General features: G+C 57.4%; 10 protein-coding genes. 3 read left to right on the forward strand and 7 right to left on the reverse strand.

Annotated features, from left to right (window positions below; translation table 11 throughout):
* Window position 1: 1 nt before the first annotated feature.
* On the forward strand, window positions 2–382 hold the full coding sequence (locus AC1Z24_RS16635) for a phage baseplate assembly protein V (RefSeq protein WP_483741792.1): 381 nt from the start codon (window positions 2–4) through the stop codon (window positions 380–382).
* Here AC1Z24_RS16635 and AC1Z24_RS16640 read toward each other — a convergent pair.
* The 6 genes from AC1Z24_RS16640 to AC1Z24_RS16665 are packed head-to-tail and all read right to left on the reverse strand — an operon-like array spanning window position 284 to window position 8,226.
* Entirely contained in the window at window positions 284–1,036 is a 753-nt protein-coding gene (locus tag AC1Z24_RS16640; RefSeq protein WP_483741793.1) for an OmpA family protein, read from the reverse strand. The two genes, AC1Z24_RS16635 and AC1Z24_RS16640, sit on opposite strands and share 99 nt — an antisense overlap.
* Window positions 1,037–1,038: 2 nt before the next feature.
* Window positions 1,039–2,022, reverse strand: a complete 984-nt coding sequence (tagF, locus tag AC1Z24_RS16645; protein WP_483741794.1) for a type VI secretion system-associated protein TagF — start codon at window positions 2,020–2,022, stop codon at window positions 1,039–1,041.
* Entirely contained in the window at window positions 2,019–5,672 is a 3,654-nt protein-coding gene (gene tssM, locus AC1Z24_RS16650; protein ID WP_483741795.1) for a type VI secretion system membrane subunit TssM, read from the reverse strand. Before tssM ends, tagF begins: the two co-directional genes overlap by 4 nt.
* Before the next feature lie 37 nt (window positions 5,673–5,709).
* Window positions 5,710–7,053: a hypothetical protein gene (locus AC1Z24_RS16655; RefSeq protein ID WP_483741796.1), complete on the reverse strand. Its 1,344-nt coding sequence runs from the start codon at window positions 7,051–7,053 to the stop codon at window positions 5,710–5,712.
* Window positions 7,054–7,075: 22 nt separating this feature from the next.
* Complete coding sequence (locus AC1Z24_RS16660) at window positions 7,076–7,336, reverse strand: PAAR domain-containing protein (RefSeq protein WP_483741797.1); 261 nt, start codon at window positions 7,334–7,336, stop codon at window positions 7,076–7,078.
* Between the two features lie 38 nt (window positions 7,337–7,374).
* Window positions 7,375–8,226: a M15 family metallopeptidase gene (locus AC1Z24_RS16665; RefSeq protein ID WP_483741798.1), complete on the reverse strand. Its 852-nt coding sequence runs from the start codon at window positions 8,224–8,226 to the stop codon at window positions 7,375–7,377.
* 224 nt (window positions 8,227–8,450) lie between these two features.
* Here AC1Z24_RS16665 and AC1Z24_RS16670 point away from each other — a divergent pair, with 224 nt between their 5' ends.
* On the forward strand, window positions 8,451–9,164 hold the full coding sequence (locus AC1Z24_RS16670) for a hypothetical protein (protein ID WP_483741799.1): 714 nt from the start codon (window positions 8,451–8,453) through the stop codon (window positions 9,162–9,164).
* A gap of 18 nt (window positions 9,165–9,182) precedes the next feature.
* Here the strand turns inward: AC1Z24_RS16670 and tssA are convergent, their stop codons facing one another.
* Window positions 9,183–10,232, reverse strand: coding sequence for a type VI secretion system protein TssA (tssA, locus tag AC1Z24_RS16675; protein ID WP_483741800.1), 1,050 nt, complete (start codon window positions 10,230–10,232; stop codon window positions 9,183–9,185).
* A gap of 164 nt (window positions 10,233–10,396) precedes the next feature.
* On the opposite strand from tssA, the gene AC1Z24_RS16680 reads away from it, so the two are divergent.
* Window positions 10,397–13,177 carry a type VI secretion system Vgr family protein gene (locus AC1Z24_RS16680; protein WP_483741801.1) on the forward strand — a complete coding sequence of 927 codons (2,781 nt, stop codon included), beginning with the start codon at window positions 10,397–10,399 and terminating at the stop codon, window positions 13,175–13,177.
* Window positions 13,178–13,180 lie beyond the last annotated feature (3 nt).

Consider the following 13,180-nt stretch of genomic DNA (forward strand, 5'->3'; position numbering starts at 1 on the left):
TATGGCGATTGGCAGTTTCTTGCACAAAGGCGCAACCAGTCCTCACTTCGGCCAGCACTTCACGCCCCGCATTGGGGCCGAAGTGCTGGTCGGGTTCGCCGACGGCGACATTGATCAGCCAAGCATCATCGGCCAGTTGTACGGCGGGCAGGATCTACCGCCGTTTGCCGCAGGCGTCGATGCCTCGGCCAACCATCCGGGCACGTTGTCGGGCCTGCAAACCCGCAACCTGAATGGCACGGCCGCCAGTCAATGGCTGCTCGACGATGCCAGCGGGCAACCGTCAATTCAGGATCTTGAAATCGATGCGGCGGTTCTTGCTCCGGCCTTCAACAGTTGCGTTATCCGCAATCGGGTAATCCGGGCCATTACCTGTCACTGACATCATTCCGGACTCGATTCTTTTCGCGATGAGGTATTGGCGTACCGCACTTGCACGCGCCAGGCTCAACTCGATGTTGCTGTCGCGCATCCCCACGTTATCGGTGTTACCGATAATTGCGATTTTTACACCATTCAGTTGTTGAATCGCACGCGCCATCTCATCCAGAACCTTGCGGCCTTCAACTGTCAGAATCGCACTGCCGCTTTGAAACTCGATCGTACGATTGGCCAGTGTGTCATCCAGCGCCTTTTGCTCAGAGCGCAGCTGTAATTGGTTATTCAGCTTGTAGGTCTGATTGAACGCGCTCGCCAGATTGCTGGTGACGGTCTGGCGTTGTGCTTCATTGCCCACTTCGCCACTGACGTGTATCTGATTGCCATCAATACGAATCTCGCCCTTGGATATCTGCTTAAGATTGGGGTCGATCATTTTTATGACGTATTGATCCCAATTGGCTGGCGCGACTACATTGGCGACTTCAAGCTGATCGGAGACACGGTCTGCGCCGTAAAGCGCGCGCATCCGGGACAATATCTCGACCTTGGTTGATTCGTTGGGAACAACACCGCTTACGACGACTTGGTTCTGTGTTGCCGTCGCAACGCCTGAGATACAGCACATGGCCAATAGTGAGATGTACAGCAAGCGCATGGTCATGCCCCCAGAAAAGTTTCGATGAAAGTGGTTCTGGCGGTCTTCAACGACAGCCCGCCTTGACTGGTGTAGCTGGATAGTTTCTTCAGGGCGTATTGATCCTGCACCTGGTCCTCAACCCAGTCCGGGTCGTCCAGCAGAAGCGTATCTTGTGCTTCAATTCGGGGGTCAAACACCCCGTATACACCGCGCGCCGAGACGCCTGCGAATCCCAGAGTCAATGTGGGGGCCGGTTCGACGCGCTGCAGTAACATCAGTTCAAAGTTGGTTCGATCCAGAAATCCCGAGATCAAATCCAGCCAGAACGCCGCCACCAGCGGTCTGTACATTGGGTCTACGGGAAGGGGAAGTTGCAGACCTTTACCCATTCGCGGCGCGTCACTGGCCCGCACGGGCTTCATCAGTATTCCCAAGCCAATCAGCACGCGCCGTACGTCTACTTGATGACCGGATGCGTTGAGCATGGCTTGCAAAGACCCCACCGTCTGCGCTTCCAGAAAATCCGCAAAAGTGGCTTGCAGCACATTTGAATGGGTCGTTAGCGAGACGGGTTGAGAGTCAAATCCGACCAGGATGTCGCACGGATCAGGAGCGGTTTTGGCCGCTGTCAGCTCCCGTCCCAGCCGCGACCACAAGCGCGACATCGACTGCGGGCATCTAGCGATAAAGCCAAGGGGTTGATCAACTTCAAACGTCACGGCAGCCATAAAAGGGAAACGACGACCACTGGAATCTTCACTCGGCAGCAGGCGCCCACCGATGACCGAGCGGTGCCGCGACCCCATGAAGGCGAAGTCCACCGGTTGCGCGTTGTCATAGAGCGATTTCCACGCTACATCTTCGGCCAGTGTCTCAAGCCCCGCCGTGACCCATTGATCGAGCAGTGCGAGAAGTGGACGGTTCTCACCGCCTTTCAAAAAGTCGCCGTGGCTGGGCAGCTTCCCGAAATAACAGATCGGTAACATCAGGTCAGTCGCGTTCATAACGCACCCTCCAAAGGCTCTTGTGCGCCGACTACCTGAAGTGGCAGCTGTGCACCCGTCAACCCTTGGCGTTGCGAGCCATCCGCATTGGCTTGTGGGTTGCTGATTATTTTCATCGAGACCGGTACAGACCACTCGCCTTTCGTCCACTGCAGTTCATACGAACCGTCTGTGTTTTTCCGGCCATTGGCGCTTTGGATTAATTGCCCCAGCGCGTTCTGCCCCGTGAAGCTTGCGATGTCCTGTGTCCTGCCGTCGTAGGTCACGAGGCTGATTTTCACAGTCTGATTGGCTTTGTTGTTGTCCCAGGCGAAATTGCTCCATTGCGCTGGCGTATTGCGATAGCGCAGTTGCTGATCACCAATCAACAAGGTGTATTCACTGAAGCCAACGGCAGAGCCTGGAAGGATCTGAAAGATGGAGGTCGAGCCACCATCCGCCAGTTCTCCGAGTGGAGCCACCCATTGAGCAAAGTTAGTCATCAAGGATGGCGCGAGGGTTACGCCGACGTCGGCCCACTGTTTGCTGGCCAAAACGTTACCGCGACGAATGACCAGCGGCCCAAGGCTTTCAGAGGCAAATCTGGAAATCGCTCCCTGCGGGCCGAAAATGGCCGATATCTCGGCGCTGGTCGCTTCGATCTGGCCGTTGGTTGCGAACGGATACTTACCCGCCAATGATTGTTGAAACGGCTCGTACACCTGATCCTTCCAGACATGATTCAGCTCCCGCTGGGTCGCGGGAATAATCGCGCTGAAAGTCTGAATCATTGGCCACAGCAACAAGGGTCGCAGCGTCCGGCGTTGGCTGTCTTCCATGCTGGCCAACAGTTGCTCATCCACCAGTGTCAGCCCGGCAGACAATTCTGAGCCCGCGCTGGCGTCCAGCGTTTGCAGCACTAGCTCCCGTGCACCTGGGCCTGGATTACCTTGGGTCTGGATGGCATTAAGACGCGTACGGATGCGCGACAGTACTTCTAGATAGTTTTGCAAAAGTGATGGCGCACCATCGCGAGCAATCATTAGTCGAGCAATACCGGCAAACTCTCGGCCTACGGGCCCAACAGTCAGCTCTCCTGCCACAACCGAAGCGGCCTTTTCATCAGACGACCCAGTCAAGCGCGTCCAGAGATTTGTTTTCACGTCCTTGATGGCTTCGTTGACGAGGGATGGATTATCCCAGGATGTCTGCAAATACACCGATTCCATCAGTTTGCGCATCGGCGAATTTTGCGGATCGCCAAGCTGATTCATCGCGAGGCTTGCCTGCTTGAAATCGCCAAAATCGGCGACCGAGATGCCTTGCAAAAACTTACGCCACTCGGCGATATATTCCTGCGTGTACATCTGCTCAAGTTCTTTTTGAATGTGCTCGGGGCTGCCTGAAAGAGTCAGGTCGTCCGAGCGGGTGTTTTGCAGTACCCAATCGGTAGTATTGAGCTCTTTGTTGGCGGCATCGCGGATGGCCTGCTTCACGTACCCTTCCCATGCTTGCCGTGAGAACGTGCCTGAAATCGCGTAGCTGCCTGAAAAAATCTTGCTATCGGTGCCTGCCAAAAGTGCGGCCACCGAGATACTTGGGAAGCGGGTCGCAGCGCGAGCTTTGATCTCTGCATACACCCGATCACGTGCCGGCATACCCTGCATGACCCCACTCAAGGCAAGACGCGTGTCATCGACCAATGTCACCTTGTTGCTCACCGTCGGCCAATCGAGCGCGGCGGACTGACTTATATAAAAGGACATCAAACGTTCGGCATGGCGGGCCATGACTTCGCGATCCATCACGCCGCGATTGGCTTCAAGCCAGTGCCGCCAGAAGCGAGTCAGCTGATCGCCAAGATGAACAGGCTCAACGCGCTGTGAGTTGCCGAGCATCAGGTACGCCTTCAAGGCGTTATAAGCTTGCTGCACATCTGTGGGCGATGCTGGCTGATACACGCCAGCGATTGGGGCGTCGGGCTTTGCCGGTGTGGCAGAACCAAGTTTTAACTGCGCGGCGTTTTTGCCAACACTGGAGAGGTAGGCTTCCATCTGCTCTGCGACTGGCTTGAGCATCAGATGAGACATGCCATTGAAATACTCCTGGCGCAGCTTGCCCTCCAGCGCATCGCCTTGATAGAGACCCAGCCCTAGCATCAGCGGGTGATCCGTTTTGTATTTCTGCAACTGCGCAAGGCGATCCTGCAGCACTTCCAGCGCTTCGAGACGTGCCTGTAGATCAACCCGATCCTGTTGCATCAAAGCAGCTTTTTGCAGATCAGCCTGAACGTTGCTGACCAGTTGGCGATTGTTGGTGTATGACATCGCCCAACCGGCCAACCCTCCCCCAAGCAGCAAGGAAGTGCCAAGCACCACGACCAAGCGTCTACGGTTACGGTGTGCGCTGGAATATTGGCGGACAAGTTGGCTGTCGGCAAAAATCACCTTACGGAAAAGATCGAGCAGGAAATAGCTGTCACGGGACGTGCGCGGCGCTTCCTGATTGTCAGGCGCTGTTCCCAGGTTGAAATGACTGGCAATGTCATCGGACGCGCGATGGACAGATGCACCTTCCTGAACAGCACTGGTGAAGTAAAAGCCTCGTATTACAGGCCGATGCTGATACGGGTTTTCTTCAAACAGAGTCGTGAGGAAGCTGCGCAAGCAGGGTTTCAAACCTTCGAATTCCAGAGGCAATGTCAGCAGGCCAGGTGCGTGGGCTTTGCCACGGCTGACCGCCATCTGCGCCAGACTCATCTCCTTAAGACCGTCACACAACTCGGCAAAATACGCTTCGAACTGACCGACTGGATTCACGTTGCCATCGGTTTGAAAGGCAAAGGTCGAGCCCCAGACTTTTTCTCTTTCCGAAGGCTCAAGTCCCCGGAAAAAGTCACTGAACCCGTCGATCAGATCTGCCTTGGTGAAAACGATATAAACCGGGGCAATCACTTCAAGGTTGTCAGTCAGCTCCTGGATGCGCAGACGCAGTTTTTTTGCCAGTTCAATGGCGAATTCCGGCGGCTTGCTGATTAGCTCAGCAATACTGGCCGCGATAATAATGCCGTTGATCGGCGCACGTGGACGGTGCTTTCGCAGCAGGTGCAAAAACGAAATCCACTCGCCCCGGTCGGCGTCCTGCACCGAGTACCGCCCCGCCGTATCCAGCAAAATGCCTTCGCTGGTGAAGTACCAGTCACAGTTGCGAGTGCCGCCGATCCCGTGCAGCACGCTGCCTTTTTGATCGGTAAACGGAAAGTGCAGACCCGAGTTCAGAATTGCAGTGCTCTTACCGGCAGATGGATTACCGATTACCAGGTACCAAGGCAATTCATACAGCGCAGCCGCCCCTCTCAACCTGCCCATTCGCGAAGACTTGATGTCAGCGATAGCTGCTTGCAGGCGCTCCTTCAGCGCTTGGGTATCCCCCGTATCCGGCGCCGTGGCATCACTTGAGATCATTTGTTTGAGGCCTTCCGAAGCCCGAATGGCCTTATAGCGATTTCTGCCCCAGATGCCAAGGACACCCAGCGCCACGGCCGCAAGCACAACCAGGATGGCCGGCTTAATCATTGAGGAGTCCAGCAATAGCAAAGTAACCAGAACGGCTATTGCAAGCAGTACCAGTACGCGCTTGAGTGTAAAGAAAGCGGTGATGCGGCTAATCATGTCGAGCAATCCAAAGACTTACAGAAAATGAGACCGTTCATACCGACTCTTCAAGAGCGGATTGGGCCTCTGCCGAGGGGGAAAGAACCAATGTTGCGGCTCGCCATCCGTCATCTTGCACGGACACCACGAGGCAGTTTTTTTGCGAGAAAACGCTCAAATGCGCCGCCAATGCCAGGTTGGCTATAGGCGCTACGGCAGCCATTTCGCCGCAGCCAAGTGATAGCGCGAGGTTGTTCTTAATGGGATGCTGTTCGGGGAAAACCCGATGCTGCATTGCTGCGACTTCGGCCTGTACGGACGCCCGTTGGCTCGCATCGCTGATAACGATATCGACGGCATTGGCGATGTCGTCACGCTGCCCAATCAGATCAGAGATCAGGTGATCGGCATCGCTGACGAAGGCATCGCACTGGCGAATATCGACCTTCGATACCCGTGCCGACGCGCAGGCTGACTGCGTCACTCGCGGCCGGCTCAATAGCAGTGCGCAGGCACCCTCTCCAGGTATAAGGCCCTCAGGTTGCCTGGTGTCATACAGGCAACCTTGCCTGTCCCAAAGCGCAACAGGCGCATTTCCGATAAACGAGTCGCTGACCAGCAGCACGTGAGCAGCGTCACGCGGGTCGTTATTGATCTGGATATTGAGTTTGTTCAGGTACTTCAAGGCATCCACCGCGCGAGGGACGGGATGCACGCTGAAATGAAATGGCATGGAGGGCAGCAGCGAGGCAGCCAAACCCTCCACCAGCCAATGTTCGGCAGCTTGTGTGGTGGGTGCATCCCAGCGAGCTGGCGGCAGATAGTGAATCTGTAAATCAACCTTTGCGTCACTGCGCTCGAAATGACGCATGGCGACCGACTGCAACGCATCAGCGGCGAGTAACAAAGCCCGCTGTACGGCGGTATCCAGATGCAATGCGTTGGGTGCGACGGCATCAAAATCGACAGTGGTCAGGTTCTCAACCCATGCCGCGCGCACCGGTAAGCCATGCGCAGTTTTTAACCTGTGATGAAACCCTGGCTGAGTGCGCTGCATCAGTGCGTTTACGATTGCATCTGGAGCATTGCCAGCAGGCAGCCGAAACTCGACGTCGAGTATTTCCAAATCGCTCGCGGACTCCGGGCGTTGTTCGCCCACTTCTTCCTGAGCGGGCGATATCGCCGGGGTGCCCTTTGACTTGACCAGGTAGACCGCACTTTTCAGCAGCCACAAGGCAACGCAAATCAGGACAGGCAGCAGGAGGACATCACGTACCACTTCCTCCACAGTCGGAAGACGAAAACTGTATTGCCACGACCAGGCGCGCCACAGCCAGACGCCAAGAAATATCAGCATCACCCACAGCGACTTGAGCCCGAATAAGCGCTTGAACATCATGCAGTCCGATTTGCCCTGAAAGTTATGGCCTATGGGTCACGGTTTGGCTGGCGATCAGCGAGGCCCCACAGACTGTTGAGTCTCCATGGCGAGCCGCTGATTGACCCTGTAGCAGCAAGGCCGCGTCTCCTGTGGCAATAACAGTGGGGCCATGGATGGGGCAAGAAACTGCATCGCCCACGCGGGCAATACCGATACCACCTACTTTGGAGATCGCACTGCACCCAAGCACTGCGCCGCCATGGCTGGTTTTGTCGCCTTTCACAATCAAAGGTGTTGTCATCGTTGTTTCGCTCCAGTTATTGGGATGTCTGCATTTGGCTAGCGCCTTTTGGGTGGCCCGGATCCCGACCGTCGAAACTCGACATGACCAAAATCCAGAAGCTTCCACCGCCCGCCCCACGTCAGTCCGACTTCTTCCGCTACCTGCCCATAGAGCTCGTAGCCTCTCATCGCCCAAGCGTCTTTTTCCGAGATCACCAATTTTCCGTTTCGCATGAACGCGCTATCGGCGGCCAAACCGTACTGGTGGTAGCTCTGACCTGCGCCAGCGTAGGTGACACTCGCCGAAAGAGCCGCTTGTTTCTCCGGACTTCTGTAGCCCTCAAGGAGCGCCATTTGGTAGCCGTGGCGATCCTGCATAATTTTGTAAACCACCAGAAGCCGCTGCATGAACTCAGCATCCAGCTTTTCCCAGGATCGATCCGCTGAAGCAATGCGCGGCCGTATCCGCTCGACCTCTGCAGAGGTAAATACCTGTGGTGGCAATGGCCGGGGCGGCACCAGTCGTTCTCCTTGTAGCAAGCTGGCAATCAAGCTTGGCTGCGCGCCAGAAGTCATGGGCGCCCCTTCATATCCTTCCAGCATTACGGGGCCGCGAAACAGCAGCACCAATAACGGCGGCAATGCCAGTACCAGAACTCCGGAGGCCATTGCCAGCCGATGATGTTTGACATAGTGACCGATCGCACAGTAAACATTTTTTATGTATCTTAATAAAGACCGGGGCACTGAAATAAACAATGATTCGAAAACTTTCAGAAACGTCCTACACAAATACTGAGTTATTCCTACAAGGCGATCCCGACATGTAAGTATTTTTGCAGGGTAAAGCAAACCTCCCACCAGCAGTGATGAAAAAATAAAAATCAATCCGGCCAGAAAAAACACCATGGGGATACATCTCTATATACTCGGGAATGCACGCAGCGCTACTCCCACGCGGGCATTTTCATGACAGCTGAAAACGGCCTGTAAATCGGTCGGCGTGGATTGAGCCACTTTGAGAGCGCGCAACAATACAGCCGTTAATTCCATGCTGCTATTTAAATGATGATATTGAACAAGGTAAAGTGCAGCCTCATTTCGACGCCCAGCGCTAATCTGGAACAACTCTCTTGAATCCAAAAAAAATCAAACGTCAGCCACCGAGCCTGCTCATCGAGGACAGCACCGCAGCGCCAAGCGGTCAACACAGCGCCATCACGTCACAGACAAAAAACTCAGGAGAGTCGCGCTTCTCACGACGGTCGCGGTATTTTTTGCCCGCGCTTATTACGCTGGTGCTTGGCATCGCAGGGCTGACGCTATACCTGCTACCAGAGAGCGGCCCATCCCCTCAAGCCAAGGTTGCCGCACCCTTGATCGACAGCCCGGTTTCTGCCCTGGAATATGTCAACACTGCGCCGACTGCCCAGATGCAAACCGCAGCTGAACCCGCAATAGCCTCGCCTCCCCCTGCTCCCAATACGAGCAGCGCACTCATCGTCAATGAGCGCCCTGCTACACCAACGACACCCGTTGTAAAAAAGATCACTCAGCCGACCGTCGAGACCGTCGCAAAAACAGTGTCGAAGCCCGCTGTACAACCTGCCCAGTTACCGCCGCGCGCCACGGTTCATACGGCAAAAAAACCAGCGTCCTCTAGTGATGTTGACGTCTTGATAGCGCTGATGCGCTACTCCGAGGACGGCAAAACGTCAAAGCTCCTTGATCTACAAGACCGCCTTGATAAGTGTCCCGCGCCCAATACCCGAGCCGGCATCCAATGCCGACAAAAAATATGCGCCCAACCGGGCGGTGAAACCACCATCTGCCCGGAACCACACTGATCACCGATGGGCTACATTTCAGGATTGCGGCGCAGCCGGCACCCCGAGGAGCTCCTGAAGCCGTGTCAAAGCGCCATCATCGCGCAATACCAGCGGCAACCACTCGTGGAGTGTCATCCCACCCCATTTCGCAGCTTGATCAGCCAGGTACGCCGCAGGGCTGTGCGGCTCGGCCTGGCGAAAATATTCGGCGACCTGGCGTAACAGCGCCAAGGCTTCCGCTCGCGATGCAATAGAGCCACTACCCACGCTGATCGAAGGTGCGGCTTCAGCAGATCCGGTGGGCGCTTTAGCATCGGCCGTCACCGTGCGACTCACGTCTGACCGCGTGCTGACACCAGCCTCTTTCGCGAAACGCTCGATCATGCCAGCAACACCTTGAAGTGCGTCAATGGCTGTGGAAAAGCTCGGCGCTTGCTCTGCCAGCAGTTTTTGCGCAGAGGCATGTAACCCTTCAAGGGCGGCGACGGCTGCTTGAGCGTCGTGCCAAAGCGTTTGATAAAACGCCATCGGTGTTGCAGTGCGCGCCCTGTCCAATTGCTCCAGAGTGACAGCAGACGTCTCGCCCGACCGGCTGCCTGCCGACCGTGAACGTGCCGCCGCGTAGTCCGCCAGGGTGTATTTGCTCTGCCCATCGTCCACGACATTGATGGTTGTCAGCCACGTGGCGCTTTGCGCTAGCAGCCAGCTCAGGCTGCCCACACGCTGCTCTTGGTCGCCCTCCTCTGCTTCCGGGTAAATACTGTCCCAATAGCGCTCGCTCAACCCCGCGAACAAGGAATAACCCTGCGCCAGCCCGGCAAGCCCCTTGGTATGCACCAGCGCCTCGGTCATCCAACTGACTAGCCGCAGATCTTTAGTGGTGTCTTTCAATAATCGTGAACAGCGTTTAACCACCTCTGGCCAATTAGCGACTTTGAGATCGGTTACCCATTCACCCTGATCTAAAGTGGGATCATCCGAACTTCGCAGCTTTTTAATGTCGTCAAAGTCGACAGAGTATGTAAGATCTTTCCCTACTTCTTGTAGGTCGGTTATAGGGGTGAGTAAATATTCAAAAGTTTGCATGCATCGACACCTAAGGAGCTATATCGAGGGGACATAAAATGTTTACAATTCGCACGCTCGCGAACGTAGATTCGCAATCATCACCGGCTTTTTAATTGTCAGCAACCCTAAGCGCTATTTTTCCATCGCGTAAGAAGTTATCAACTCCGGAATGGACAGCCTCTATGAATACCCTCACGCCTCGCATCAACAGCGACACTCGACTCTATGCGCTCGACGGCCCTGCGCCCTTTGATCAAATGCATGTCGAGCGATGGACGGGATTTGAGCAGTTATCCAACTTATTCCGCTGGGACTTGCTGACGCTCAGCCCCGATCACGATCTCGCGTTCGATACCATGCTCGGGCAAAAACTTCGCTTGCTCACCACCCTGGCCGATGGCAGCCAGTGTTCGCGCAGCGGCTTGGTGGTCGAGGTGCGTAACCAAAATACCGACGGCGCGTTGACCCGTTATTACCTCGAACTGAGGCCGTGGTTGTGGGTGCTTGCGCAGGGCATGAACAGCCGGGTATTCCAAGACCTGTCGGTGCTGCAAATCGTCGAGCAGGTATTCGCCAGTTATCCCGACTATGCCCACTGGCAGATCCAGGGCGATGCGCACCGTTTGCTCGACGCCGTGCGCCCGCGCAGTTATTGCGTGCAGTACCGCGAAAGCGATCTGGATTTCGTCGAGCGGCTGCTGGCCGAAGAAGGGTTGGGTTATTGCTTTGTCGAGCATGAGCAGGCGCCCTCCGGGCACAGCCTGGTGATCTTCGGCGACAGCACCTTGCTGCATGAAGACCCCACGTCAGCCAGCGCCACGGGCCTGCGTTTTCATCGCGCCGCCAGTGCCGAAGAACAGGACAGCGTGCAGATGATGGGGGCCTGCCGCCATTCCGTCAGCACCCGTACCACGCTACTCAGTTTTGACTACAAAACCCGCCAGTCCAACACCGCCTCGCTGGCCCTCGGTGCCGACGAAGGCCGGGAAAATTATGACCCGGTGGGCAGCTACGCGTTCTTCACATTCGATGAAGCCAGCCACTACGCGGTATTGCACAACCAGGCGCTGGAAGCAGACCGGCGTTTCTGGAAAGGCCGGGGCACCGTGCGCAGTGCCCGTTGCGGTACGCGCTTTGAGGTGAGCGAAGCACCGTGGCTCAAGAAAGGGCCGTACGCCGGGCAGTCTGAATTTGTCTACGTGACACTCCTGAGTTGCGGCGTTAACAACCTGCCCGCGACCTTGCCGATACCCGAGGATCGCTGCCCTGATCTGCTGGGGCTGGATCGTTTTGACCGACAAGTGCTGATGCGCGCCCAGGACGTGGGGCACGCCCAGCAATTTCGCGCGGTGCCACGCAACAAGCGCTGGCGCCCGACCTTGCTCAACGGCACCGGGCAACGCCTGAACCCGATGCCCACCGCCCATGGCGCGCAAACCGCCATCGTCGTCGGCCCCGATGGCAAGACCACCGCCGGCAGCGGCGTGCCGTTGTATTGCGATGCGTTAGGCCGGGTGCGAGTGCGGTTTCACTGGCAAGCCGAGGACGACCTTGGCGCGTGCTGGGTGCGGGTCGCGCAAGTGCTCACCGGCCACGGCCATGGCGCGCAGTTCTTGCCGCGCATCGGTCAGGAAGTGCTGGTGCAGTTCATGGACGGCGACATCGACCGGCCCGTGATCATCCAGTCGCTGTACAACGGCCGGGGCGATGCGGGCGTGGCGCCCACCCCCGGCGGTCAACCGGGTAAGCCCGATCTTTCGGCCTACGAGCAGGCCCGCGATCACCGCCCCAGTGCCGAATTCAATCGCAGCGGCGGCAACAGCCCGGCGTGGCACGGCGGCGGGCCGGGCGATCACCAGCACCGCAACCAGGCCGCGTTGTCCGGGATCAAGACCCAAGGCTTCGACGGCCAGGGTTACAACCAGTTGGTGTTCGACGACAGCGACCAGCAAGGCCGCGTGCAGATGGCCACCACCCACGCCCACAGCCAGCTCAACCTCGGGCACCTGATTCATCAGGCCGGCAATTACCGGGGCAGTTTTCGCGGGTTGGGGTTTGAGCTGCGCACCGATGCCTACGGCGCCATCCGCGGTAAAAAAGGCCTGCTGCTGAGCACCTACGGCATCGACCCGCACACCGCCGTTGGCGACGTTATCGCCGCGCAAGCCTTGCTTGAACAACAGCAGGCACTGGCCCAGCGTTTCGACCTCGCCGCGCAGACCCACCAGACCGTGACGCTGGCCAGCGTGCGCGGGGTCAACAGCCCCCAGCAAAGCGCGCTGATACCCGACCAGGCCCCGCTCAAGGCGCTGTCCACCAGCCTCGGCAGCACCGTCAGCGGCGCTAGCCTGAGCCAGGCCGAAACCGATGCGCCATTACGCAGCAGCAGCCCCGCCGACGGCCGCGTGCCCCACAGCGGCGATGCCCTGCTCACCCTCAGCGCCCGCGACAGCCTGCTGCACATCGCCGGGCAAAGCCTGCACCACTACGCCGGCGAAACCCTGACCCTGGGCAGCGGCCAGGACAGCAACGTCGCCATCGGCGAACACCTGCGCCTGCACAGCGGCCAGGCCATCGGCTACCTCGGCGGCGCGCAACAGGCCGACGACATCGGCGTGTCACTGATCAGCGGCGCTGGCCCGCTCGACGTGCAAGCGCAACACGACGACATCAAGGCACTGGCCCAGGGCGAACTCACCCTCATGTCGCTCAACGGCGCCACCGAACTGGCCGCCGGCAAGAAAATCGTGCTCCACGTCGACGGCGGCGCCAGCCTGACCCTGGACGGCGGCAACATCACCTTTGCCTGTCCGGGGACCATGACCGTGCATGCGGCCGAGCATTTGTTTGATCCGGCGGTGGCGATGCCTTACGAGCTGCCGCAGTTTCCCGAGGGGATTTGTGTGGAATGCATGCTCAAGGCCATGAACGGTGGCGCTCCACTTTCCAGTAAAAACGCCTGAGGC

The sequence above is a fragment of the Pseudomonas sp. JL23 genome (genome assembly GCF_056933585.1).